General features: G+C 65.7%; 27 protein-coding genes and 4 pseudogenes. 14 read left to right on the top strand and 17 right to left on the bottom strand.

All coding sequences use genetic code 11. The features are described 5' to 3' along the window. The 3 genes from WA317_RS00205 to WA317_RS00195 all read left to right on the top strand — a co-directional run. On the top strand, positions 1-304 hold a 304-nt coding region (locus WA317_RS00205; protein WP_425171107.1), incomplete at its 5' end, for a DUF6912 family protein. Between the two features lie 92 nt (positions 305-396). Next, positions 397-1533, top strand: coding sequence for a ferredoxin reductase (locus WA317_RS00200; RefSeq protein WP_425171106.1), 1137 nt, complete (start codon positions 397-399; stop codon positions 1531-1533). Between the two features lie 85 nt (positions 1534-1618). Further along, positions 1619-2908 carry a fatty acid desaturase family protein gene (locus WA317_RS00195; RefSeq protein WP_425171105.1) on the top strand — a complete coding sequence of 430 codons (1290 nt, stop codon included), beginning with the start codon at positions 1619-1621 and terminating at the stop codon, positions 2906-2908. Here the strand turns inward: WA317_RS00195 and WA317_RS00190 are convergent. Then, the gene (locus WA317_RS00190) at positions 2905-3951 is read right to left on the bottom strand and encodes an LLM class flavin-dependent oxidoreductase (protein WP_425171104.1); all 1047 of its coding nucleotides are present in this window, start codon (positions 3949-3951) and stop codon (positions 2905-2907) included. The genes WA317_RS00195 and WA317_RS00190 overlap by 4 nt on opposite strands. A gap of 60 nt (positions 3952-4011) precedes the next feature. On the opposite strand from WA317_RS00190, the gene WA317_RS00185 reads away from it, so the two are divergent. Then, positions 4012-4509 carry an SRPBCC family protein gene (locus WA317_RS00185; RefSeq protein ID WP_425171103.1) on the top strand — a complete coding sequence of 166 codons (498 nt, stop codon included), beginning with the start codon at positions 4012-4014 and terminating at the stop codon, positions 4507-4509. A 47-nt stretch (positions 4510-4556) separates the two neighbouring features. Here WA317_RS00185 and WA317_RS00180 read toward each other — a convergent pair whose 3' ends face one another. Further along, positions 4557-5321 (bottom strand): SAM-dependent methyltransferase, encoded by a 765-nt coding sequence (locus WA317_RS00180; protein WP_425171102.1) that lies wholly within the window; start codon positions 5319-5321, stop codon positions 4557-4559. Between the two features lie 161 nt (positions 5322-5482). Continuing rightward, positions 5483-5698 (bottom strand): annotated as a pseudogene (locus WA317_RS00175) (steroid 3-ketoacyl-CoA thiolase); the annotation flags it as partial. A gap of 120 nt (positions 5699-5818) precedes the next feature. On the opposite strand from WA317_RS00175, the pseudogene WA317_RS00170 reads away from it, so the two are divergent. Next, a pseudogene (locus WA317_RS00170) lies at positions 5819-5976 on the top strand (recombinase family protein); the annotation flags it as partial. Positions 5977-6085: 109 nt separating this feature from the next. After that, on the top strand, positions 6086-7138 hold the full coding sequence (locus tag WA317_RS00165; protein WP_425171101.1) for a medium chain dehydrogenase/reductase family protein: 1053 nt from the start codon (positions 6086-6088) through the stop codon (positions 7136-7138). 98 nt (positions 7139-7236) lie between these two features. Here the strand turns inward: WA317_RS00165 and WA317_RS00160 are convergent. The 3 genes and pseudogenes from WA317_RS00160 to WA317_RS00150 form a co-directional block, all read right to left on the bottom strand. After that, positions 7237-7452, bottom strand: a pseudogene (locus WA317_RS00160) (steroid 3-ketoacyl-CoA thiolase); the annotation flags it as partial. Positions 7453-7466: 14 nt separating this feature from the next. After that, positions 7467-8450: a hypothetical protein gene (locus WA317_RS00155; RefSeq protein WP_425171100.1), complete on the bottom strand. Its 984-nt coding sequence runs from the start codon at positions 8448-8450 to the stop codon at positions 7467-7469. A gap of 174 nt (positions 8451-8624) precedes the next feature. Beyond that, on the bottom strand, positions 8625-9806 hold the full coding sequence (locus tag WA317_RS00150) for a thiolase family protein (protein WP_425171099.1): 1182 nt from the start codon (positions 9804-9806) through the stop codon (positions 8625-8627). Positions 9807-9902: 96 nt separating this feature from the next. Between WA317_RS00150 and WA317_RS00145 the strand changes: the two genes are divergently transcribed. Further along, complete coding sequence (locus WA317_RS00145) at positions 9903-10376, top strand: winged helix-turn-helix transcriptional regulator (RefSeq protein ID WP_425171098.1); 474 nt, start codon at positions 9903-9905, stop codon at positions 10374-10376. On the opposite strand, the gene rsgA is transcribed toward WA317_RS00145, so the two are convergent. Continuing rightward, the gene (gene rsgA, locus WA317_RS00140) at positions 10363-11343 is read right to left on the bottom strand and encodes a ribosome small subunit-dependent GTPase A (protein ID WP_425171097.1); all 981 of its coding nucleotides are present in this window, start codon (positions 11341-11343) and stop codon (positions 10363-10365) included. The two genes, WA317_RS00145 and rsgA, sit on opposite strands and share 14 nt — an antisense overlap. Further along, complete coding sequence (aroA, locus tag WA317_RS00135; protein WP_425171113.1) at positions 11340-12626, bottom strand: 3-phosphoshikimate 1-carboxyvinyltransferase; 1287 nt, start codon at positions 12624-12626, stop codon at positions 11340-11342. Before aroA ends, rsgA begins: the two co-directional genes overlap by 4 nt. Before the next feature lie 67 nt (positions 12627-12693). Here aroA and WA317_RS00130 point away from each other — a divergent pair, with 67 nt between their 5' ends. Further along, the gene (locus tag WA317_RS00130) at positions 12694-13443 is read left to right on the top strand and encodes an SOS response-associated peptidase (RefSeq protein WP_425171096.1); all 750 of its coding nucleotides are present in this window, start codon (positions 12694-12696) and stop codon (positions 13441-13443) included. A gap of 25 nt (positions 13444-13468) precedes the next feature. Here WA317_RS00130 and WA317_RS00125 read toward each other — a convergent pair whose 3' ends face one another. Beyond that, the gene (locus WA317_RS00125; protein ID WP_425171095.1) at positions 13469-14314 is read right to left on the bottom strand and encodes an SDR family oxidoreductase; all 846 of its coding nucleotides are present in this window, start codon (positions 14312-14314) and stop codon (positions 13469-13471) included. Positions 14315-14591: 277 nt separating this feature from the next. Between WA317_RS00125 and WA317_RS00120 the strand changes: the two genes are divergently transcribed. Further along, positions 14592-15260 carry a sigma-70 family RNA polymerase sigma factor gene (locus WA317_RS00120; RefSeq protein ID WP_425171112.1) on the top strand — a complete coding sequence of 223 codons (669 nt, stop codon included), beginning with the start codon at positions 14592-14594 and terminating at the stop codon, positions 15258-15260. A gap of 47 nt (positions 15261-15307) precedes the next feature. Next, positions 15308-15571 (top strand): mycothiol system anti-sigma-R factor, encoded by a 264-nt coding sequence (rsrA, locus tag WA317_RS00115; RefSeq protein ID WP_425171111.1) that lies wholly within the window; start codon positions 15308-15310, stop codon positions 15569-15571. Between the two features lie 3 nt (positions 15572-15574). On the opposite strand, the gene WA317_RS00110 is transcribed toward rsrA, so the two are convergent. Then, positions 15575-15649: a 50S ribosomal protein bL37 gene (locus WA317_RS00110; RefSeq protein ID WP_425171110.1), complete on the bottom strand. Its 75-nt coding sequence runs from the start codon at positions 15647-15649 to the stop codon at positions 15575-15577. Positions 15650-15713: 64 nt separating this feature from the next. Continuing rightward, positions 15714-16376 (bottom strand): hypothetical protein, encoded by a 663-nt coding sequence (locus WA317_RS00105; protein WP_425171094.1) that lies wholly within the window; start codon positions 16374-16376, stop codon positions 15714-15716. Positions 16377-16647: 271 nt separating this feature from the next. On the opposite strand from WA317_RS00105, the gene WA317_RS00100 reads away from it, so the two are divergent. Then, positions 16648-16863: a biotin/lipoyl-binding carrier protein gene (locus tag WA317_RS00100; RefSeq protein WP_425171109.1), complete on the top strand. Its 216-nt coding sequence runs from the start codon at positions 16648-16650 to the stop codon at positions 16861-16863. Between the two features lie 47 nt (positions 16864-16910). Continuing rightward, positions 16911-18431: a sensor histidine kinase gene (locus tag WA317_RS00095; protein WP_425171093.1), complete on the top strand. Its 1521-nt coding sequence runs from the start codon at positions 16911-16913 to the stop codon at positions 18429-18431. A gap of 76 nt (positions 18432-18507) precedes the next feature. Here the strand turns inward: WA317_RS00095 and whiB1 are convergent, their stop codons facing one another. Further along, entirely contained in the window at positions 18508-18762 is a 255-nt protein-coding gene (gene whiB1, locus WA317_RS00090; protein ID WP_425171092.1) for a transcriptional regulator WhiB1, read from the bottom strand. Between the two features lie 247 nt (positions 18763-19009). Then, the gene (locus WA317_RS00085) at positions 19010-19984 is read right to left on the bottom strand and encodes a diacylglycerol/lipid kinase family protein (RefSeq protein WP_425171091.1); all 975 of its coding nucleotides are present in this window, start codon (positions 19982-19984) and stop codon (positions 19010-19012) included. A 110-nt stretch (positions 19985-20094) separates the two neighbouring features. Between WA317_RS00085 and WA317_RS00080 the strand changes: the two genes are divergently transcribed. Next, the gene (locus WA317_RS00080) at positions 20095-20523 is read left to right on the top strand and encodes a hypothetical protein (RefSeq protein WP_425171090.1); all 429 of its coding nucleotides are present in this window, start codon (positions 20095-20097) and stop codon (positions 20521-20523) included. On the opposite strand, the gene WA317_RS00075 is transcribed toward WA317_RS00080, so the two are convergent. The 3 genes from WA317_RS00075 to WA317_RS00065 are packed head-to-tail and all read right to left on the bottom strand — an operon-like array spanning position 20475 to position 22633. After that, positions 20475-20903, bottom strand: coding sequence for an N-acetyltransferase family protein (locus WA317_RS00075; RefSeq protein WP_425171108.1), 429 nt, complete (start codon positions 20901-20903; stop codon positions 20475-20477). The genes WA317_RS00080 and WA317_RS00075 overlap by 49 nt on opposite strands. A 41-nt stretch (positions 20904-20944) precedes the next feature. After that, the gene (locus WA317_RS00070) at positions 20945-22042 is read right to left on the bottom strand and encodes an isochorismate synthase (protein WP_425171089.1); all 1098 of its coding nucleotides are present in this window, start codon (positions 22040-22042) and stop codon (positions 20945-20947) included. Positions 22043-22054: 12 nt separating this feature from the next. After that, positions 22055-22633 carry an acid phosphatase gene (locus WA317_RS00065; protein WP_425171088.1) on the bottom strand — a complete coding sequence of 193 codons (579 nt, stop codon included), beginning with the start codon at positions 22631-22633 and terminating at the stop codon, positions 22055-22057. 123 nt (positions 22634-22756) lie between these two features. On the opposite strand from WA317_RS00065, the gene WA317_RS00060 reads away from it, so the two are divergent. Next, entirely contained in the window at positions 22757-23557 is an 801-nt protein-coding gene (locus WA317_RS00060; RefSeq protein WP_425171087.1) for a ParA family protein, read from the top strand. 8 nt (positions 23558-23565) lie between these two features. Here WA317_RS00060 and WA317_RS00055 read toward each other — a convergent pair. Next, positions 23566-24178, bottom strand: a pseudogene (locus WA317_RS00055) (hypothetical protein); the annotation flags it as partial.

Here is a 24178-nt window from a genome sequence, read left to right as displayed (position 1 = left end):
CGTCTCCGCTGATAACTTGCCGCCACGGCGCGCGGTGCTGGTCGCCGATGCCGACGACGTAACGCTGCGCCCCGACCTCGACGACGCGGTGGTCCGACTCGGCGGCCCCGTCCCCACCGGTCGCATCGTCGCCGCCTTCGTCGACAATGCCGCAGCCGAACCTGCGGTGACGGCGGCGATCGAGGTAGTGGACGCCGCTGACCTCGGCGACGAGGACGCCGAACTGCTCGTCGGCGATGCTCAGGACCACGATTTGGCCTGGTACGCGGTGCAAGAGCTGCCGTTTTTACTCGAGCTGCTCTAGCCGGCGGCTGGAGATGCAAGCTTAAGTTACGGTACCGTAGGTTTCAGGCTGCGCGGGAGAGCCGCGAGCGCCGACGTGTGCGGGAGCTTCCAATGAGTAAGAAAGTCGCGAAGATCGCTGCCGAGGTCGTCGACACCCGACGGCCGACCGTCGCCGGTGCCGAAAAACATCCTGGCTGGCACCTGCTGCGCAGGGTCGCCAAGCGAATTACGACACCGCTGCTTCCCGACGACTACTTACATTTGGCCAATCCGCTGTGGACGGCTCGAGAGTTGCGGGGGCGGGTGCTGGAAGTCCGCCGGGAAACCGAGGACTCGGCCACCCTAGTCATCAAACCAGGCTGGGGCTTCACCTTCGACTACCAGCCCGGTCAATACATCGGGATCGGCGTGCCGATGGACGGGCGCTGGCGGTGGCGGTCGTACTCGCTGACCTCCAGCCCGGTCAAGGGCGCGCGGACCGTCACCATCACGGTCAAGGCGATGCCGGAAGGCTTCCTGTCCAGCCACCTGGTGGCGGGCTTGGCGCCGGGAACGATTGTGCGGTTGGCCGCGCCGCAGGGCAACTTCGTGTTACCGGACCCGGCTCCGCCGGCCATTCTGTTCCTCACTGCCGGCTCGGGGATCACGCCGGTGATGTCGATGCTGCGTACGCTGACTCGCCGCGATCAGATCACCGACGTGGTTCACTTGCACTCCGCGCCCACCGCTGCCGACGTGATGTTCCGCGCGGAGCTGGACGAGCTGGGGCGCGACCAACCCGGATATCTGCTGCGGTTGCGCACCACCCGCAGCCAGGGCCGGCTCGATCTGCAGCGGCTCGACGAAGAAGTGCCGGACTGGCGGCAGCGCCAGACGTGGGCCTGCGGCCCTGAAACCCTTCTCACTGACGCCGAGCGAGTGTGGTCGGCGGCCGGGCTGGCGGGGCGGTTGCATCTCGAGCGGTTCGCGGTGTCGCGCGCAGCCCCGGCCGGCGCGGGCGGGACAGTGACTTTTGCCAAGAGCGGGAAAAGCGCGGTGACCGACGCCGCGACCTCACTGATGGACGCGGGCGAACAGGCAGGTGTGCAGATGCCCTTCGGCTGCCGGATGGGGATCTGCCAGTCCTGCGTGGTCGACCTGCTGGAAGGCCACGTCCGTGATCTGCGAACCGGCGACGAACACGAACCGGGAACCCGAATTCAGACCTGCATCTCGTCGGCGTCCGGTAACTGCGCAGTCGACATCTAATGACTACTTACTAGTAACCTACGGCTTCGTAGGTTACGATAGCGTAGGTCAGCGAGCTCCAATAGGACTGCGGGAGGCAAGACGAATGGCGATCACTGACGTCGAAGCATTCACACATCTGACCGACGCGGACATTGAGAACTTGGCGGTCGAACTGGACGCCATCCGCCAGGACATCGAAGACTCGCGGGGCGAGCGGGACGCCCGCTACATCCATCGCACGATCGCTGCCCAGCGAGCGCTTGAAGTGTCCGGCCGGGTGCTGCTGGCGGCCAGTTCGCGCAGGTCGGCGTGGTGGGCCGGAGCGGTGACGCTCGGCGTGGCCAAAATCGTCGAGAACATGGAGATCGGCCACAACGTGATGCACGGCCAGTGGGACTGGATGAACGACCCGGAAATTCACTCGTCGTCCTGGGAGTGGGACATGAGCGGGTCCTCCAAGCACTGGCGCTACACGCACAACTTCGTGCACCACAAGTACGCCAACATCCTGGGCATGGACGACGACGTCGGCTACGGCATGCTGCGCGTCACCCGGGACCAGCGCTGGAAGCGCTTTAACCTGTTAAACCTGGTGTTCAACAGCCTGCTCGCGCTCGGCTTCGAATGGGGCGTCGGATTGCAGCACGTGGAACTCGGGAAGATCGTCAAAGGCCGGGCGGACCAGGAGGATGCCCGGCGCCGGGTCGACGAGTTCCTGCTGAAAGCCGGCCGACAGGTGGTCAAGGACTATGTGGCGTTCCCGGCGCTGACATCGCTGTCACCCGGTGCGACGTTCATGGCCACACTGAAGGCCAACGCGGTGGCCAACGTGATCCGCAATGTATGGTCCAACGCCGTGATCTTCTGCGGCCATTTTCCCGACGGTGCGGAGAAGTTCACCAAGACCGACATGATCGGCGAGTCCAAGGGTCAGTGGTATCTGCGGCAGATGCTCGGCAGTGCCAACTTCAACGCCGGGCCCGCGCTGCGGTTCATGAGCGGCAACCTGTGCCTGCAGATCGAGCACCACTTGTACCCCGATCTGCCGAGTAACCGGCTCGCCGAGATTTCGGTGCGGGTGCGCGAGATCTGCGAGAAGTACGACCTGCCCTACACCACGGGCCCGTTCCTGCTGCAGTACGCCAAGACATGGCGCACGCTTGCCAAGCTGTCGTTGCCGGACAAGTTCCTGCGTGACACCGCAGACAATGCTCCGGAGACTCGCAGCGAGCGGATGTTCGCCGCTTTGGAGCCGGATTTCCTGGGCACCGAGGAGGCGACTGGCCGGCGGCGCGGTCTGAGGAGTGCCATTGCCGCGGTGCGGGGTTGGCGACAAGACAAAAAGCGGACCAAAGCCGAAACGGCGCCGCGTTGCGAGGACCTAGCCGCCTAACGCACTACGGCAATCAGCTGCTCCAGGGTGGCCAGTTGCTCGGCGTGATCGCCCTCCAACTTGGCCAGCAACGTGGTGATACCGGCCGCGCGGTAGCGGCGCACCCGGTCGGCGATGGTCTCAGGGGTGCCGAGCAGATTCGTCAGACGACCCAGATCGAGCGGCACCGCCGCTCGGGCGTCGTCGTACCTGTCGGCTTGCCACAATTCGCGGACCTCGTCGACTTCGGCTCCGTAGCCCAGCCGGGTGAAGGCGTCGTTGTAGAAGTTCTGGCCGCCTGATCCGCCGGCTCCCATCGCGCCGATGGTGAAGGCATACCCGTCGGCGTGCCGGCGCGCGGCGGCATCCGGGGCGGCGGTGTCTTCATAGAATTCAACGGCGACGGGTGCGACGAGATCGAGGTCGTCGAGTGTTCGGCCGGCGCGTTCGGCACCTTCCCGCAGCGGGCCTAAGAACACGTCGGCAGCCTCGGGGATGAACGCGTTGCCCAGCCAGCCGTCGGCCAGCTCTCCAGTGAGCCGAAGATTCTGCGGACCCATGGCCGCCACGTAGACCGGCACGTGAGCGGGCCGCACCAACGGCCGCAGCGCAGTCCCGCGACTGTCGGGCAGCGGCAGCGGGTAGATCTCGCCCGGGTGCTCGAGTCGCTCGGCGCGGCTGACGATTCGGACGATCTCGATGGTTTCCCGGGTGGTCTGTACGGGCTTCCGGAATCGCACGCCGTGCCAGCCCTCCATGACTCGCGGACCGGACGTGCCGATGCCCAGCAGGAAGCGGCCGCCCGACAGCTCCTGCAGACTCAGCGCCGACGTGGCCAGCAATGCAGGTGAGCGAGAACCGAGCTGTACGACGAAAGTGCCCAGTCCAATCGCGGTGGTCTTGGCCGCCAGGTACGCCAACCCGGTGAGTGCGTCATAGCCCCACACCTCCGGGATCCACAACGACGCGACGCCGATGCGCTCGGCGGCTTCTGCAAAGTCCGCCGCACCGGGCAGGCGGGGTTCGACCATTGCCGCGACTTTCATCGCCGTTGGTTCTGGCATGCTACGAAACGTTATAGGGCCGGCGCGTTCACCGGCGACGTTTGAGAAGGGTGCCGGCGGATGCGCTATCGGGATCAGCCCACAATCGAAGTGACACAGCGAGTTTCGTGCGATGTGCGTACCGCGTGGAGGTTGGTGACGGACATCGGCTTACCGGCGCGCTGCTCCTCGGAGCTGGAGGCTGTGGAGTGGCTCGGCGAGGCGGACGGCGTCGAGGTCGGCGCTCAGTTCCGGGGACGCAACAAGCACGAGGCGTTCGGTGATTGGTCGACGGTGTGCGAGGTCGTCGAGGTAGAAGACGAGCGGCGCTGGGTTTACAACGTCATTGGACCCGACGGCGTCAGCGCGACATGGGGCTTCGAAGTCGAACCGGCCAGCGACGGGGTGCTGATCCGGCAGTGGGCGAGGATGGGACCCGGACCGTCCGGACTGAGCCCGGCGATCGCCGCCCAACCGGCGAAAGAAGCGCGAATCGTCGCACGCCGACTGGCCGAATGGCAGCAGAACATGCAAGCCAACCTCAACTTCATCGCCGCGCTGGTCGGCCGACTTGGCTGAGTTCTCAAAGCTCTTGCCGCGCTCCGTGCGACCAGTGACGAAATGCTCTAGCCCGGCTTGCGGGCCTCGATCAGTACCCGTGAGCTGTGCGTGATCAGGCTTCCGTCGGCTTCGATCTGCTGGTGGATTTGCAGCAGCTTGTCGCGGTACTTCGCGACGGTAAAGCCCGGGATGATCCAAATCACTTTGCGCAGCAGGTAAATCAACGCGCCGACGTCGAAGAATTCCAGTCGAATCCGCTCCTGTCGCAGGTCGACCACTTCGAGTCCGGCCACAGTGACGTCGGTGGTAACGGTGTCCGGGTTCATTTGCGCAGGAATCAGTTTGCGCGGCCCTGGACCCAGGAAGTGCTCAATCAAATTCCGGAAGAAGATGACACCGATGTGCTGGGCAAAATAGGTTCCGCCGGGCTTGAGCACCCGGGCGATGTCGTCCCACCACACGGCCGATGGATGGCGACCGCTGATCAGCTCGAATGCCGCATCGCCGAACGGCAGCGGCGGCTCCTTGCCGGCGGCGATTACCACCACACCCACTGGATGGAGCAGGCTGGTGGCCAGTGCGAGGTTGGGCGGCCACGGCTCGGTGGCCGCCATCGTCGGCGGGAATGGACCGGCCCCCGCCAGCACCTCACCGCCACCGGTGTAGATGTCGAGCGCAGACGTCACTTGCGCCAGCCGGTCGCGCAGCAATCGTTGGTATCCCCAAGGCGGGCGCTGTTCGGTGGCTCGGCCATCCAGCCAGGAGAAATCCCAGCCGTCGACGGACACCGACACCGCCTCGGCGACCAGCTCGTCAAACGTGCGTTTCACGTTGCAGATCGTCGCATGGGGATGCGGGAGCCGGTTCCACAGCAGCCACATCTGTCTCTGTGCAAGAGGAGTGTCGTTGTGCCCGCCTACAAGCGACTTTTTCCTCAGCCGGCAAGCTTGCCGCTTCGAGACGGGCAGAAACACACCGGACGCGAAGCCGCCTACCCCAACCGCTCCTTGATGGTGGCGTTGGCCATGCCGCCGCCCTCACACATCGTTTGCAGACCGTACCGCCCGCCGCGCTGCTCGAGCGCGTTGACCAGAGTGGTCATGATGCGCGCACCGCTGGCGCCCAACGGGCGGCTGATGGCGATGGCTCCGCCGTTGACGTTGGTCTTCGTCAGATCCGCTCCGGTGTCCTGGGCCCAGGCCAGCGAGAGGGTACGGCACGACTCAAAAGCGCACCCCAAGGAGGCATTGACCGAGGCGTCGAAGGATGTTGACATGTGGCCCGTAACGATGTTGCGACCAGAGGCCATACTCGCACGGGCTAGGGCGGCATCGACACGTCCAATGCGGCAGGTCGAATGGTGGCCGGTGCTCGCCAGCCTCGCCGAACTCGAACTGGAACTAGGTCGGGAAAGCCGCTCAGCAGCGCGCGAGGCCCGACGTTTACGCGGGCAGGCCCCATCCCGGTCGCCCGAAGGCGTTGGATGCCTGAACGTTCGATTTCAAGCGCAGGGGAGTTAGCTGAGCAAATGTCCTTATCTCACACATTTCTCATAAAATAGCTGCTCAGGGGAACTAGGCGTAAAGTCCCGGCCATGACTTGGCAAAAAATCTCTGTATCGCAGTTCGGCGGTCCTGAGGTCCTTGATCTGATCGAGGAATCCACCATCCCGGAACCTGGTCCCGGCGAGGTTCGCATTAAAGTGCTCGCTGCAGGGACCGGTTTCACCGACATCTTCATCCGTCGTGGGCGCTACCCGGACTACAAGGGGCCGTTGCCCTTCATTCCCGGCTACGACATCGTGGGCCTCGTCGAAAAGGTCGGTCCCGGTGTGGCATCACCACGCGAGAGTCAGACGGTCGCCGATCTGTGCGTCGTCGGCGGCTACACCCAATACGCGATACGCCCCGCAGAGTTCCTGGTGCCGGTGCCCGATGGTGTTGATCCCGCCGAGGCGGTCTGCATCCCTTTGGCTTATCTCACCGCATTTCAAATGCTCACCCGTTACCGGCAACTTGCGCCCGGTGCAACGATCTTGGCGATTGGAGCCTCCGGAACTGTGGGCACGGCATTGCTCGACCTGGCGCGCCACTTCGGTCTGAACGCAATCGGCACGTGCTCGGCAGCCAGCATGCCGGTAGTGGAGAGCTTCGGCGCAAAGGCTATTGACTACCGCGACGGCGACTTCGTCGCCGCACTGCACAAGCTCACCGCTGGGGTCGATGCTGTCTTCGACGCCATCGGCGGAGCGCATTTCGCACGGTCCTATGCCTGCCTCGCATCCGGGGGCCTACTCGTGGGGTATGGATCACAAACCATGGCCGACGGACGCGAAGGCTTACTTTCGGCAGGGTTGGGCATCGCCCGACTCAAATTCTGGGACACCTTCAATGTCGTATTCCGCAGACGGCGCGCGAAGTGGTACAGCATCACCTCCCGGCGAAAGACCCACCCCGACGAGTTCAAGGCAGATATGGCTGCACTCTTCGCACTGTTGCGCGACGGTGCCATCCATCCGGTGGTTATCGACCGCCTACCTCTCGCCGCCGCGCCAGAGGTCCACACTCGCATCGACGCAGGCGGCCTCGGCGGAAAGATCGTTCTGACTCCGTGGCCGCCGAAGCCGGACAACACTGCTGCCGTGTAATCCGCCGATGCACCCTCTCCGATTTGAGACAGTTAGATGTCCCACAGCTCGCCAACCTGCCATCGTTCACCAAGCGTTAGTAGCAGCGGCGAGACGGGCTAGCCCAACCGCTCGATGATGGTGGCGTTGGCCATGCCACCGCCCTCGCACATCGTCTGCAACCCGTAGCGACCGCCGCGCTGTTCGAGCGCGTTGACGAGTGTGGTCATGATGCGGGCACCGCTAGCGCCCAACGGGTGGCCGATAGCGATGGCTCCGCCGTTGACGTTGGTCTTCGCCAGATCCGCTTCGGTGTCCTGGGCCCAGGCGGGTACAAACTGTGGCGGGTTCACTTTTTCTTCTTCCTGCCGGGCTTCTTCTTGGGGATGAACTGCGGAGGGTGGCCTTTATCTGCGTCAAAGTTGAAGCGCACTTGGGTTTTCCCCTCGCCATCGACATCGGTTGCGACGATTACTGCATGTGTGTCGCCGATCGGGGCTTGGCCTGTCGCAAATCCATGGCCGACGAAGTTACCCGCGTGAGTGAACTTCATGTCTGCCATGTTGGTGCTGACCACACTCAACGTGACTACCATTTTGTCCACTACCGCAAAGACTTCGACCTCGCCGTCTGTGCACTTTACGTGGAGACGTTCACCCTCGTGTACTGGTGGATCGAGTTCCACGGTGAACTGCTTGTTGATGGGTCCCTCGTCCAGGATCGAGGAGGGTGGGTGACGTTTCATATATTCGTCGGTCTTCACCTTTCCCTCAAATTCGCTCCACCGCACCAATTTCGATCCGTTAGCCCGAAAGAGCCAAGGTTCTTCAGGGCTGTCAACTACGCGAAATCCTTCGGCTGACGGCAGGGGCAATGTGTGGGTCACGTCCCACCGCACGATGCGCACTGAGGCGGCCTTTACGCGAAGGCCCATACGATCGTTCAAGGCGGCGGCCAGTTCCGATTCGGTGATGTTCGGATACACCGCCAGGTAACCGAGGTTTTCTGCCAAGATCCTTCCTGGGCCTGTGAACCCCGAGCCGGACACCAAGACGAGCGAGTTCAGAACTCCTGCCGCTTGGAGGCGGCTGTGCTTCCCGTGCTGCTGATCTACCCAAGTCTGAGTTGCTTTTCGCCCAAGCTTTGTGCACTCGACGCCGATCTTCAGTTCTTGTCCGTTCAGTTGGCCACAAACGATCGTGATGTCAACTTCACGAGGGTTCCCGGCCTGAGGATCGGGATATTCGATTGACTCCGTGATAACGGAGCCGTTTTCTAACAGGTCGAGCAAGCTTGCGATGACCTGCTGAAAAGGGTTGGTTTTCCTTGGCACGTCACCAGCGTGGCAGGCTCACCCGACAAACTGGGCACGACATGCCGGGCGGATGTGCTTTGTCGGATTGCTCGGGTCGGGTATACACCAGCGCGCTGGCATATCGAGTCCCCGCATGAGCAGATCCCCGTGCCGACGATGAGTTGGACGCCGGGGATCTGGTTTGAAGGGGAATTAGCCGAGCCGCTCGATGAGCGTGGCGTTGGCCATGCCGCCGCCCTCGCACATGGTCTGCAACCCGTATCGTCCGCCGCGCTGCTCAAGAGCATTCACAAGTGTTGTCATGATGCGGGCACCGCTAGCGCCGAGCGGGTGACCGATGGCGATGGCTCCGCCGTTGACGTTGGTCCTCGTCAGATCCGCTCCGGTGTCCTGGGCCCAGGCCAGCACAACCGGCGCGAACGCCTCGTTGACCTCGAACAGGTCGATGTCGGCGAGCGTCAGTCCGGCGCGGGTCAACACCTTCTCGGTGGCCGGAATGACCCCGGTCAACATGTAGAGCGGGTCTGAGCCCACCACAGTCGTGGCGTGGATGCGGGCCAGCGGCTTGAGCCCTAGCTTCTTGGCCACCTCACTGGTGGTGATCAACACCGCAGCGCTGCCGTCCGAGAGCGGCGAGGAGTTGCCGGGCGTTACCGACCAATTGATCTGCGGGAAGCGTTCTTTCGCCGCCTCGCTGTAGAACGCCGGCTGCAGCCTGGCCAGTGTCTCCACAGTCGTCGAAGGCCGGATGATCTCGTCAGCGGAAAGCCCGGCGATTGGAATCAACTCGCTGTCGAACAGTCCGTCCTTGGTGGCGCGAGCCGCCTTGTCATGGCTGCCGGCAGAAAATTCGTCGAGCTGGAAGCGCGAGAACCCCCACTTGGCGGCGATCAGTTCGGCGCTGATGCCCTGAGGTACCAGGCCGTCGGGGTAGCGGCGCGCCATGTCGGCACCCATCGGATTGCTGCCGGCAAGCACCTGGGTGCCCATCGGGACGCGGCTCATCGACTCGACGCCGCCGGCGACGACCAGGTCGTAGGCGCCGGCAATGACGCCCTGCGCGGCGAAGCTGACCGCCTGCTGGCTGCTGCCGCATTGGCGGTCGATGGTCACCCCGGGCACCGACTCGGGGAATCCGGCACCGAGTAGCGCATTGCGGGCGATGTTGACCGCCTGGTCACCCACCTGGGTGACGGCGCCGGCGATCACGTCATCGACCTGCACCGGGTCTACGCCGGTCCGGTTCAACAGCTCTCGCAGGCTGTGCGCCAGCAGATCAGCGGGCAACACGTCGTGCAGCGCCCCAGTCGCCTTGCCCTTGCCGATAGGGGTGCGGACGACTCCCACGATGACTGCGTCGCGGCCCTGAGTCATGGCTCCTCCTTGAGTCCAATAAGCCTGAGTACATCTGGCTATACCGAGAGGAACACCTAGGTACACTGGAAACAACCCAGACTCGAGGTGATCTAGGTGACATTTTTGCAGGGAGCGCTGGGCGATCGCGACAAATGGTCGGCGGTCGGCGAGTGCTCGATAGAAAAGACGATGGCGGTGCTCGGCACCAAGTCCGCCATGCTGATCATGCGGGAGGCCTATTACGGCACCACGCGGTTCGACGACTTCGCCCGCCGGGTGGGCATCACCAAAGCCGCCACGTCGGCGCGGCTGGGCGAGTTGGTCGACCTCGGCCTGCTGAGCCGGCGGCCCTACCGGGAACCCGGGCAGCGTAGCCGCGACGAATACATCCTCACCGAAGCCGGTGTGGATTTCATGCCGGTGGTGTGGGCGATGTTTCAGTGGGGCCGACGCCATCTGCCCGGCCGTGACCGGCTGAGGCTGACCCATCTCGGCTGCGGTGCAGAGGCCGACGTCGAAATCCGCTGTGCGGAAGGCCATCGCGTGCCGCCCGACGAGCTGGGTATGCGGCTGATCAGCCCTGGTTGAGCACTGCCAGCAACCGCCGTGCCGCATCGACGCGGCGGGCCGCCGGGCCACTCAGCTTGTCCAGCGCACACTCCGGATCGGCGGGCGGGCCCAGGTGCCCGCAGCCGCGCGGGCAGTCTTGGATCGCCTGCGCCAGGTCGGAGAACGCCATCAACACATCGTCGGGCTCGATGAGGCCCAGTCCGAACGACCGCACCCCGGGTGTGTCGATCACCCAACCCGGCCGGTTCAGCGGCAGTGCCACCGACTGCGCTGAGGTGTGCCGGCCCTTCCCGACGCCCGAAACGACTCCTGTCGCCCGATCCGCGTCCGGCACAAGGCGATTCACCAGAGTCGACTTGCCCACCCCGGAGTGCCCGAGCAGCACGGTGATCTGATCGGTCAGCAGGGGAGCGACGACGTCGAGCGGGTCGTCGCGGCCCGCGATGGCGATGGTCAAGCCGAAACCGCCGAACTGTTCGGCAAACGGACCCGGCGGGGCCAGGTCGGTCTTGGTCAGGCACAGGATCGGTGTCAGGCCACCGGCGTACGCGGCGATCAACGCACGATCGACGAATCCGGTGCGCGGTGGCGGATCGGCCAGTGCCACCACGATCAGCAGTTGAACGGCGTTGGCGACCAACACCCGCTCGGTGGGATCGGTGTCATCGGCGCTCCGGCGTAACACCGTCCGTCGCGGCCCGCGCCGCACGATGCGGGCCAGGGTGTCGGTGCGGCCGGACACGTCGCCGACCACGTCGACATCGTCGCCGACGACGATCGGCGTGCGACCCAGTTCCCGGGCCCGCATGGCGGTGATGCGGTGCATCGGGTCGCCGTCGAGCACACATCCCCAGCGGCCGCGGTCGACGCTGACCACCATGGCCGGCTTGGCATCAGCGTGCTCGGGCCGGGTCTTTGTTCGCGGTCGTGAACCCCGCCCCGAACGGACTTTGACGTCGCTTTCGTCGAAGTCGCCGGGCCTCAACCGACCGGCCCCCGGTCAGCCAGCATGGTCGCCCACAGTCGCGGAAAGTCGGGCAGGGTTTTGGCGGTGGTGGCGACGTCGTCCACCTCGACTCCGTCGACTCGCAGCCCGACGATCGCGCCGGCCATCGCCATCCGGTGGTCGGCGTAGGAGCGCCAAATGCCCGACCGCAGCGGCGTCGCGGTGATCAGCAGACCGTCAGGTGTCTGTTCGCATTTTCCGCCCAACCCGTTGATCTCGGTGCTCAGCGCGGCCAGTCGGTCGGTTTCGTGGCCGCGCAGGTGGGCGATGCCGGTCAGCCGTGACACGGATCCGGGAGCGGCAAGCGCGGCGAGCGCCGCGATCGCGGGCGTCAGCTCACCGACATCGCGCAGGTCGACGTCGAACCCGCCGTAGCTTTCCGGTCCGCGCACGTCGAGAAGTGAATCATGATGGCTGACAACGGCATTGAGCTTCAGCAAGATGTCCTGGATGATGTCGGCGGGCTGGATGCTGACCGACGGCCAACCGGTGACGCGCACCGTGCCGCCGGTGACCACCGCCGCCGCGAGGAAGGGAACAGCGTTGGACATGTCCGGTTCGATGTCCCAGCGCCGTGCGGCCACCACGCCGGGCGCTACCTGCCAGCGGGCCGTTGTCGAATCGTCGACCTCGACGCCGGCCTGGCGCAGCATGGCGACCGTCATCGCGATGTGCGGCGCCGAGGGCAGCGTCGAACCGCTGTGCTGCAACGTCAATCCGGTGTCGAACGAGGCCGCGGACAGCAGCAGGCCGGACACGAATTGCGAGGACGCCGACGCGTCGATGGTCACTGCGCCCCCGGTTACCGACCCGCCACCGCGAACCCGAAACGGCAAGCCGCCGCCGACGATGTCGACGCCGAGGCTGCGCAGCGCGTTCAACAGTGGCGCGATGGGCCGCACCCGGGCCTGCTCGTCGCCGTCGAACATGACCGTCACCGCGCTCAGCGCCGCCAACGGTGGGACGAACCGCAGCACCGTGCCCGCAAGTCCGCAGTCAATTCGGGCGTCAGGCGCGGGGGAAAGAAAGCCGCTGACCGTCAACTCCGAGGCGGCGCCGTCCACCTGCAGGCCCAACGCGGTCAGCGCGCCGATCATCAGGTCGGTGTCACGGCTGCGCAGCGCCCCGCTGACGGTGGAGGTGCCGTTACCGGCCGCGGCCGCCAGCGCCGAAAGCACCAGCGCGCGGTTGGTCTGAGACTTCGAGCCGGGTAACGTCACCGTCGCGGACACCGGCGCCGGTGCGTACGGGGCCGTCCACAGCGTGCTCGTCACGGCTTCATCCTGCCTGCCCGAACGGCGTTGCCCAACCACGAGGCACCATGGACTCATGTGTGGACGATTCGCGGTGACGACCGATCCGGCGCTGCTCGCCGAGAAGATCAAGGCGATCGACGAAGCCACCCCTACGCAATCCAGTCCTGAGCCGAACTACAACGTGGCGCCCACGACGACGATCGCCACCGTGGTGAGCCGGCACGCCGAACCCGACGACGCGCCGACCCGCCGGGTGCGGATGATGCGGTGGGGGCTGGTCCCGCCGTGGGCGAAACCCGGCGCCGACGGCGCACCGGAGTCCAAGGGGCCGCAACTGATCAACGCCCGTGCCGAGAAGCTCACCACGTCACCGGCGTTTCGCTCGAGCGCGAAGTCGCGGCGCTGCCTGGTGCCGATGGACGGCTACTACGAGTGGCGCGCCACCCCGGGCAAGAAGACCGGTAAGACGCCGTTCTACATGTACCGCTCGGACGGCGACATGCTGTTCATGGCGGGTCTTTGGTCGGTATGGCGGCCGGCCAAGGATGCAAACCCGCTGCTGAGCTGCACCATCGTCACCACCGACGCGGTGGGCGAGCTGGCCGAAATCCACGACCGGATGCCGTTGGTGGTGCCCGAACGCGACTGGGACCGCTGGCTGAATCCGGACGTTCCGGCCGATGACGAGCTGCTGTCCAAGCCGCCCGACGTGCGGGGTATCGAGCTGCGGGAGATATCGACGCTGGTCAACAATGTGCGCAACAACGGTCCGCAGTTGATTGAACCGGCCGAGCCGCAACCCGAGCAGTCAACCCTGCTGTAGTCAACGACTCGCTGATCGAATCCCATTAGGCGTGATACCCCGGCGGGTTCACGTCGTCCACCCAGAAGTCGACACCGAGCTCACCGCCCGTCACGCAGTCGTAGACCGACAGATCTGCGACACCGGACTCGACCAGGACGTCCTCGCACAGCAGCGTGTTGCCGGTGTACTCCTTGGAGGGCTTGTTGAGGACGACGTAGGCCGCGTCGGAGTACACCTCCGGCTTGCGGGCCCGCGCCATCGCCGCCTCGCCGCCCAGCAGGTTCTGCACCGCGGCAGTCGCCACCAGCGTGCGCGGCCACAGGGTGTTCGATGCGATGCCCTCTTCGCGCAGCTCTTCGGCGATGCCCAGGGCGCACAGCGTCATACCGAACTTGGCCATCATGTATGCGGTCGGCTTGAGCCACTTGCTGTCCAGCAACACCGGCGGCGACAACGTCAGGATGTGCGGATTCTCCCGTCCCTTCAGGTGTGGGATGCACGCGTGTGACACCGCGTAGGTGCCGCGGACCTGGATGCCGTTCATCAAGTCGAACCGCTTCATCGGCACCTCGGTGATCGAGCCGAGATTGATCGCCGAGGCGTTGTTGACGACGATGTCGATGCCGCCGAACTGCTCGACGGCTTTGGCCACCGCGGAGTCCACGGAGTCCGGGTCGCGGACGTCGCCGACGATCGGCAGCGCCTGGCCGCCGGCCTCCTCGAGTTCTTTGGCCGCGGTGTACACGGTGCCCGGCAGCTTGGGGTGCGGCTCGGCGGTCTTGGCGATCAGCGCGATGTTCGCGCCGTCCTGCGCGGCCCGCTTGGCGATGGCCAGGCCGATTCCGCGGCTGGCGCCCGAGATGAACATGGTCTTGCCCTGCAAAGACATGGCGTCACATTAACCCCGTGCCGATCGCATTGTGCACCGGCCCGAGTTGCGCCGCCGCCGACCGTGCAGAGGTAGCGGAAATAGCCGGATGAGCGGAGCTGTTGACAAAACCGAAGAAGACAGTGTCGGTTGCAGCCCTTAGATTGGGAGAGGGGGTCAGGTGTCAACGGCAATGAGCCTCGTCGACGACGGGCGTTTGACCGGGTACCTCGAGCGTCCGGTGTCGATACCGGGCCGTTTTGGTGACACCGCGACAGAAGGGACTGTGTCAAACAACATGGCCGACACCGATGGCGCGAGCGGATTCGAGGCGGTGGCCGCGGCCGAACCCACCAGGCCGGTGCGTTCCGGGGAAACCGATGCGCAGCTGACGGCCCGCTTCGAGCGCGACGCGATCCCGCTGCTGGATCAGCTCTACGGTGGCGCCCTGCGCATGACGCGCAATCCGGCCGACGCTGAAGACCTGCTTCAGGAGACGATGGTGAAGGCCTATGCGGGGTTTCGATCGTTCCGTGAAGGCACCAACCTGAAGGCTTGGCTGTATCGCATCCTGACCAACACCTACATCAACAGCTACCGAAAAAAGCAGCGGCAGCCGGCGCAGTATCCGACCGAACAGATCACCGACTGGCAGTTGGCGGCCAGCGCGGAACACTCTTCCACCGGCTTGCGGTCGGCCGAGGTCGAAGCTCTCGAGGCGCTGCCCGACACGGAGATTAAAGAAGCGCTGCAGGCGTTGCCCGAAGATTTTCGGATGGCTGTGTACTACGCCGACGTCGAAGGTTTCCCATACAAAGAAATCGCCGAGATCATGGACACGCCGATCGGCACGGTGATGTCCCGGCTCCACCGCGGCAGGCGTCAACTTCGCGGATTACTGGCCGATGTGGCCAAAGAGCGGGGCTTCACGCGTGGTGAGCAGGCGCCTGAGGAGGTGTCGTCGTGACTGAGTTCTCCGCGCCGCCCGGCCCGGCCGACGGTGATGGCTCCCAAATGAAGGCCGACTGCGCAGATGTGATCGCCGAAGTGTGGACCCTGCTCGACGGCGAGTGCACGGCCGAGAATCGGGAGAAGCTCCGTGCGCACCTCGAGAAGTGCCCGCCGTGCCTGCGGCTGTACGGACTCGAGGAGCGCATCAAAGGCTTGATCGCGATGAAATGCCGGGGCGAGAAAGCGCCGGAAGGCCTGCGCGAGCGGCTACGGCTGGAGATAAGCCGGACCACGATCGTCCGCAGTCAGGCCTCCTGGCCGTCCTGAGCTTTAAGCGTTGGGTCGCTTGCCGTGGTTGGCTTTGCTGTGCTTGCGGTCGCGCTTTCTACGGCCACGCTTGGCCATGACTGATCCTCCTTCGCGTCGGCACGCCAGTCTCTCATGAGCTGGATTCTGGCGGCCGCCCGCCTCAGACCACGGGCGGACGCTGTCCCGGAGACCGCGGTCGCGACTGCGCCGGCGCCACAGAGCCCGGATTGGCCGCCTGCCCCGAGGTTGCGCCGTTCGCGTAACCCGACTGCGCGGGGATTTGACCTGGTGTCAGGCTGTTGGGGTAGCCGGGTTGTGCGGGGTTTTGAACCGGCGCCAGGCTGTTGGGGTAACCCGGTTGTCCGGGGACCTGCCCAGGCGCGACGCCGTTGGGGTAACCGGGCTGTCCCGGTAGCTGCCCCGGCACCGCACCGCCGGGATAACCGGGCTGTCCGGGTAGCTGCCCCGGCACCGCACCGCCGGGATAACCCGGCAACCCTGGCGTTTGACCCGGCACCGGTGAAAGGGCGCTGCCGCCACCGGACATGCCCGGGATCAACGAACCACCGCCGGGGATGAACGATCCCAGCAGCGAGTTGAGCGGCGCCAGGAGCGCGTTGGCGACGTCGACCGCCGAACCGGGATTGGGCAACCCCGGAGCCGGAATCGGGTCATCCATCGGGACAGGTGACGATGGCTGGGCCCCCGCGGCCCCCGCACCCAGGCCGATCGCTCCGAAGGCAGCCACCGCAAGCCCCAGCCCGGCGGTCGCCCGAGCCAACGTCCGGCGGGACTTCCAAACCGTAAAAGTGTTCGTGTTCAAGGGAACTCCTGTCTCCGCCGGCTAGCTGCGCTAAGTCACAAGCATCACTTTTGACACTCAGATCACCCCTGTAACCTTGGGGCTCGAGAGTCACAGCGCAAACACGACGTGATAACGGAACGAACTCTATAGGCCCCCTTAGTAATCTTTCGGTTCGCTTATATTCGCGCCTCGCGCCGTCGGCAACTGCCTGCTCACCCAAGCCGACCAACTGTGGTTCGATGAAGCGACCGGATTACGCAACGCCGCCTGGGTGATGAACGGGGTGATGATGGCCGAGGATGTGCGGGCCGAGATCGTAGCCAGCGTGCTCGAAGTCGTCGTCAATGAAGGCGATCAGATCCACGCCGGCGACACCGTTGTGCTGCTTGAGTCAATGAAGATGGAGATTCCGGTCCTGGCCGAGGTCGCCGGCACGATCAGCAAGGTCAGCGTATCGGTGGGAGACGTCATCCAGGCCGGCGATCTCATCGCCGTGATCAGCTGACAGTTGGTGGGTTGCGCTTTGCAGCAGCGAGCGATTCAAGGTAGCCCATGTCCACCCTAGGTGACCTGCTCGCCGAACACACGGTCTTGCCAGGCGATGCCGTCGAGCACCTGCACGCCGTGGTCGGCGAGTGGCAACTGCTGGCCGACCTGGCGTTCGCCGACTACCTGATGTGGGTTCGCCGCGACGACGGCGCGATGGTGTGTGTAGCCCAATGCCGGCCCAACACCGCGCCGACGGTCATCTTGCGCGACGCGGTCGGGACCGTCTACGCCGCCGAGCAGATGCCGCTGGTTGCCGCGGCCTTCGAGTCCGGCGCCATCGGGCGGGAAACCACAGACCGACATCACGACTCGGCTGAGCGACCAGGTCCTCCCGTCGAAGCCGTACCGGTCCGTTACGGCGAGCAGGTGGTGGCGGTGCTGACCCATCAGACCGCGCTGGAGGCGCACCGTAAGTCCAGTCCACTGGAGACCGCGTACATCGACTGCGCCGCGGACCTCATGCACATGCTGTCGGAAGGAACCTTCCCCAACGTCGGCGACGTGGCGATGTCGCGGTCCAGCCCGCGTGCCGGGGACGGCTTTATCCGCCTTGACGGCAACGGTGTCGTCGTCTACGCGAGTCCCAACGCGCTGTCGGCTTATCACCGGATGGGCTTGACTTCCGAGCTGGCCGGCCACAACCTGATCCGGGTCACCCGTCCGCTGATCTCGGACCCGTTCGAGGCCCAGGAGTTGGCAGAGCATGTCAGCGACTCGCTGGCCGGCGGATCCAGCATGCGGGTGGAGGTCGACGCTGGCGGCGCCACAGTGCTGCTCAGGACGCTGCCGTTGGTGGTCCGCGGGCGCGCCGCCGGGGCCGCCGTGCTGATCCGCGATGTCACCGAAGTCAAGCGGCGGGATCGCGCGCTGATGTCGAAGGACGCGACGATCCGGGAGATTCACCACCGTGTCAAGAACAACCTGCAGACGGTGGCCGCGTTGCTGCGGCTACAGGCCCGCCGTACGGCCAACGTCGAAGGACGGGAAGCGCTGATCGAATCGGTGCGTCGGGTGTCGTCCATCGCGCTGGTTCACGACGCGCTGTCGATGTCGGTGGACGAGGAGGTCAACCTCGATGAGGTCATCGACCGGATCCTGCCGATCATGAACGACGTGGCGACGGTCGACACACCTATCCGGATCAACCGCGTCGGCGCCCTCGGCGTGTTGGACTCCGACCGCGCAACGGCGCTGATCATGGTGATCACCGAGCTTGTCCAGAACGCGATCGAGCACGCTTTCGAGCCGGCGGTGAGCGGGGCTGCGGTGGGCTACGGGGGAGGCTGCGTCACGATCCGCGCCGAACGGTCAGCGCGCTGGCTCGACGTGGTGGTTCACGACAACGGCCGCGGCCTGCCTGAGGGATTCGACCTGGACGCCTCCGATCGGCTCGGCCTGCAGATCGTGCGCACCTTGGTGTCCGCCGAATTGGACGGCTCGCTGCACATGGAGGACGTCTCAGAAGGCGGCACGGACGTGGTGCTGCGGGTGCCGATCGGCCGGCGCGCCCGACTGGCGCAATAACGGGTGCCCTGGGAAGGGCTTACACAGTATTGCGGCCCCGACAAGTCGTCGGGGCCACAGTACGCCGAGGCTGCGATCAGACCCCGGTGCGCGCTTTCGTTCGGGCGTTGCGGCGCTTGAGCGCGCGCCGCTCGTCTTCGCTCATTCCGCCCCACACGCCGGAGTCCTGGCCGGTGTTCAGTGCCCAGGACAGGCACTCGGTGGTCACCGGACAGCGGTTACAGACGAGTTTCGCGTCGGCGATCTGGGCGAGTGCCGGCCCACTGTTTCCCACGGGGAAAAACAGCTCTGGGTCCGCGTCGCGACAAATCGCTTTGTGGCGCCAATCCATACGTCGTTACTCCTTACTGTGTGCGCAGCAATGCGCACGAGCGATTTCTTCGGCTGTTAACGCATGCACAACAAATGTTTCCGAACTGTTGCAAGCGATCTTCCGATCGTTTCACAGGCTCGACGGATGTCAATAGCGTGCGTTCCCGCGTGGGCAATGTCACTGTTGCGATCCGTTACCGAAAGCCTTATTCCTTTGTACTACACTCTTTGCGTAGCTGCGCCTGAAAAGTGCCGGTGACACGCGGTCATCGCAGTTCAGGCGCTTTTTTCGCGGGCGGAGCGACGACGGCCAGCGCGTTGGGCACGGACCGGAACGTCATTTTCTCCCGCAACCCGAGATAGTCGCCGTCGAACTGGCTGGCGATCGGCGCACCGCTCGAGGTGACCTCCAGACAGGCCGCGTCATCGTCGCGGATGAGCTGGTTGGCCTCCAACTTCGGCCGTTTCGACACCAGTTGGCGGGCCAGCTTCAGCGTCGGTATCACCTTCATTTCGGTGAGAGCGAACACTCCGAGGCCCGACTCGAAGCTGCAGCCAGGGTTCGTCCACATCGGCCGGTCGTTGCTGTAGGTCCAGGGGCTGGAGTTGGACACCCAGACGAAGTGCACGCCGGAGATGGGCTCGCGGCCGGGCAGCCGCAGCGTCAGAACCGGTTCGCGGCGCGCGTAGCGGATGGTGATGGGGACCGCGGTACGCCAGTAACGCATCGCCGTGACGGTAACGCCCTTGTTGCGTTGCTCCTCGACCGCGGCCACCACCTCGGCGTCGACGCCCATCCCGGCGTTGAGCACCGACCACCGCTCGCCGCAGTCGACCACCCCGATCCGGCGCCAGGTCTGGCGGCGCTGGTATTCGTCGAGTAACGCGATCAGCTCGTTCGTGGCTTTGATCGGGTCCGGCGAGATGCCCAGCGACCGGGCAACCACATTCGCCGAGCCACCCGGCACGATCGCGACCGCCGGCACGTGTCCGGTCGGCAGCTGTCCCGGCGTGCCGAGCAGGCCGTTGACGACATTGCTCACGGTGCCGTCACCGCCGTGCACGACGATCACGTCGACGCCGTCCTGCGCGGCGGCCTGCGCAATCTCGCCGCCGTGCCCCCGGTGAGTGGTGTGTACGACGGTGAGTTGCAACCGGCTCTTGAGTGCGTTGGCCAGCAAGTCACGGCCCGCTGGGGTGGTGGAAGTGGCTGTGGGGTTGACGATCAGCACGGCGCGCATGAGGCACGAGCTTAAGCCCGGCGACGATGCGGGTCGTGCAGCGACCCACGGAGCTTGCGAGCGGAGGCGAGCACATCTGATCCAGTGGCGGCGGTGGCTAGGCTGGCGTTGTGACTGCTCGGGCCCCGGCCAGCTTGCGTGTCGCAGGACTGATTGCGGCGGTCGAGGGTGCGGCGGCACTGGTGGTGGCCGCAGTGTTGGTGGTGCGCGGAGTGGGTGGCGCCGACCAGCGGGTGGTGAACGGTTTCGGGACGGCGGTCTTATTCGCGGTAGCCGGCAGCGGTGTGCTGGCCGCGGGGATTGCCCTGGCCGCCGGCAAGCGATGGGGCCGTGGCCTGGTGGTGTTCACCCAATTGTTGTTGCTGCCGGTCGCCTGGTATCTCGCGGTGGGCTCGCACCAGCCGATGTTCGGGGTTCCGGTGGCAGTCGTGGCGGTGAGCGCGCTGGCGTTGCTGTTCAGTCCGAGCGCTGTGCGCTGGGCTGCGAGCAATCAGCGCGACCCGGCCAGCTCAGCCAACTCCGGCCCGGACACCCGGTAAGTGGTCCACTGGCCCTGCGGCCGACCGCCGACCGAGTCGTACAAGGCGATCGCGTCGACGTTCCAGTCCAGCACCGCCCACGACAGCCTGGTGTAGCCGTTGTCGAGGCATTCGCGCGCCAGCGTCGACAGCAGCAGGCGGGCCAGGCCGCGGCGGCGGAATGGCGGACGCACGTAGAGGTCCTCCAGATAGACCCCCGCGACGCCGTCCCACGTCGAAAAGCTGGGGAACCACAACGCCATTGCGGCGATCCGGTCCTCGACATCGACGACGTAGCCCCGTAACGCGACCGGATCGTCGAACAGGGCAGTGCCGATCTGCGCCTCGGTGACCGTGCACAGGTCAGCAGCGTCCTCGAAGTCGGCCAATTCATGGATCATCGCGGTGATGTCGGCGACGTCGGCGGCCTGGGCCCGGCGGATCACCGCTCGACTCCGAGCGCGGCCAGAATAGTGCCGAATTTGGTTGTGGTCTCATCGACTTCGTCATCGGGATTGGACTCGGCGACGATTCCCCCGCCGGCGTGGGCCAATGCGGAACGGCGGTCGGCGGCCAGTTGCGCTCCGCGGATTGACACCGCCCAGCGGCCGTCGCCTCGGGCGTCGCACCAGCCGACAGCTCCGGCGTAAAAACCTCGGTTACCTTCCAGCTCGGCGATCAACTCACACGCTTCCTTGGTCGGCGCCCCGCCGACCGCGGGAGTCGGATGCAGCGCCAGCACCAAGTCTATTGCAGTGGTTGATGATTCGCGCAGCCGTCCGCTGATGGGTGTGCTCAGATGCCAAAGCGTGGCGGTGCGGCTCAGCTGTGCGCTCGCCGGGATCACCAGCTCGTCACACAACGGACCCAGAGCCGCCCGCATCGCGTCGATCACGAGTTGATGCTCGTGACGGTCCTTGGCCGACCGGGCGAGTGCGGCGCCGGTCGCCTGGTCGAGACTCGGGTCGTTGCTGCGTGGCGCCGAGCCTGCGAACGGTTGACAGACCATCCGGTCGCCGTTGCGGGCGACGAGCAGTTCCGGGCTGGCGCCGACCAGAGCCGCGCCCCGAAAGTCGGCACCGGCCGGTGTCAGGTCGACGAGGTAGCCGTAAGCGGCCGGGTCGGCGGCCACCAGTCGGCACAACACGGCTCGGGCGTCGACCGGTGCGTCGGCGGCCAGCTGCAGTGCGCGGGCCAGCACCACCTTGCGCAGCGGGCTGCCCACCTCGTTCAGGTGCACACGCGCACGTCGGATCCGGCCGCGGTGGTCCTCGCGGCTGGGCACCTCGGCCGCAATATGAACTGCCGGCAGTGGCGTGATCGGCCAGACGGGCAGCGAGGCGCCGCGCCACACGCTACGCGGCGCCAACAACGCGGCAGGCGTTCCTAGGTCAAAAGGCAACGCGCCGACCACTATTGGAACGGTGCCGGACCGAAGGTCGGCTGAGGCCGCCGTCACCTGTGCGTAGGTTTTGGCGATCCCTTCACCGACCAGTACTTCATCCGACGCGCACAGCACGAACGGCGGCTCGTCAGCCATCCCGATAGCTGCTCAAATCAAGCGCGCCAGTTGGCGCTGCCCGTGTTCGAACCCGCACACCGCAATCCCGCCGGCGGGCATTGCGACACGGACGCCCTCAGCCACCGGCAGTTTCATCCACCGCACGATCACAGCGCGGGAGAAATGACCGTGCCCGACGAAAACCACGTCACGAGTCTCCAAGTTTCGCAACGCCAGAGCGACGGCCGCGTCAGCTCGATCCCGGACCTGGGTGACGCGTTCGCCGTCGGGGGCACCGTGGGTCCAGATCAGCCAGTCCGGCGCAGACTCCCGGATTTGCGCGGTGGTCAGGCCCTCATAGCAGCCGTAATCCCACTCGGCCAGATCTTCGGTGACCTCGTCGACGTGCAGGCCCGCCAATTCGGCGGTGTCGATCGCGCGCCGGCGTGGGCTGCTGATCACCAACGGATTGCCCAGGTCGAGCTTTTTGAGCGTGTCCGCGCTGGCGCGGGCTTGTTCCCTGCCCGCCTCGGTCAGGTCGATCTCGGTACAACCGGTGTGCTGACCGGACTCCGACCATTCCGTTTCGCCATGGCGCAGTAACAGTAGTCGGTGATCCTCGACGCCCATGTACGCCGATTCTGCCGGACACTCCTGGCGATCGTCCGGCGGGCTCGACCACGGAGATGTCAGGATGGCAGTTACACCCGCCGGCGACGATGCAGAGCGAAGCGATGAGGAGGAGTGGCGCCTATGACCGCGATGCGGGTTTTGGCGGTGGCCAACCAGAAAGGTGGGGTGGCCAAGACGACGACGGTGGCCTCGCTGGGCGCAGCGATGGCCGACGAGGGACGCCGGGTCTTGCTGGTCGATCTGGACGCCCAGGGCTGTTTGACGTTCTCGCTCGGCCACGACCCCGACAAATTGCCGGTGTCGGTGCATGAGGTGTTGCTCGGGGATGTAGAACCCAATGCGGCGCTGCTCATGACGGCGGAGGGAATGACCCTGCTGCCCGCCAATATCGACTTGGCCGGGGCGGAGGCGATGCTGCTGATGCGGGCCGGCCGCGAGTACGCGCTGAAACGCGCTTTGGCCAAGCTCAGCGGCCAGTTCGACGTGGTGATCGTCGACTGCCCGCCGTCGCTGGGCGTGTTGACCTTGAATGGGCTCACGGCCGCCGATGAGGTCGTCGTGCCGCTGCAATGTGAGACGCTGGCCCACCGCGGCGTCGGGCAGTTCTTGCGGACGGTGACCGACGTACAGCAGATCACCAACCCGAACCTGCGACTGCTCGGCGCGCTGCCGACGCTGTACGACGCGCGCACCACCCACACCCGCGATGTGCTGCTCGATGTCGCCGACCGATACGGCCTGCCGGTGCTGGCCCCGCCGATCCCGCGCACGGTGCGGTTCGCCGAAGCCAGCGCGTCGGGCTCGTCGGTGCTGGCGGGCCGGAAGAACAAAGGCGCCCTGGCGTACAGGGAGCTGGCGCAAGCGCTGCTCAAGCACTGGAAGTCGGGTAAGTCGCTTCCGACGTTCGCGCCGGAGGTGTAGCGCCTCGGTCAGCCCAGGGCGACCAAGGTATTGCCGCGCTGCTCGAACACCTGTGACCCGGACACTGCGGGAATCACCCTCGATGTCCTGGGCGGGCGGGTCACCGGGATGATGCGTTCGCTGACGCCGGTGAAAGCGTCGTAGACCCCGATGCCGTCGGTGACCGGCACCAACAGATGCCCGGCCATGAGGGCGGCGGGGCCCAACAGAACGCCCGGCCCGGCCGCGGTGATCGTGAAGCGGTAGCTCAAGTTCATCGCGTCGAATACCAGCACACTGTCGCCGGTCCACCAGGTCAGCAGACTCCCGAGCCGCGACACCGCGCCGGGCTGGGACGCAGACGTGGGCAGCGGCGTGGTCGACAGCGTGGTGCCGGTGTCGTCCACAACCTCGACTCTGGGCTGTGGTGACGGCAGGTAGAGCGCCGTGCTGGTCTCCGCGACCGCCAGCACCTGTGCGCCCGAAGTCGCGTCGACGCCCGACTCCTGGAAGTCGTGCTGGTCGGGCTCGTCGTCTTCCTTGCTGGGACGGAGCAGCGTCAGCCGCAGGTCGTGCTGCCGGGGACACGCCTCGAGCACAGATGCCGCCGACGAACTGGCTGCGGTCGACAGCAAGGCGCAT

Source organism: Mycobacterium sp., from assembly GCF_049802695.1.
Taxonomy (GTDB): domain Bacteria; phylum Actinomycetota; class Actinomycetes; order Mycobacteriales; family Mycobacteriaceae; genus Mycobacterium.
This window is presented reverse-complemented; position numbering and strand designations above follow the sequence as displayed.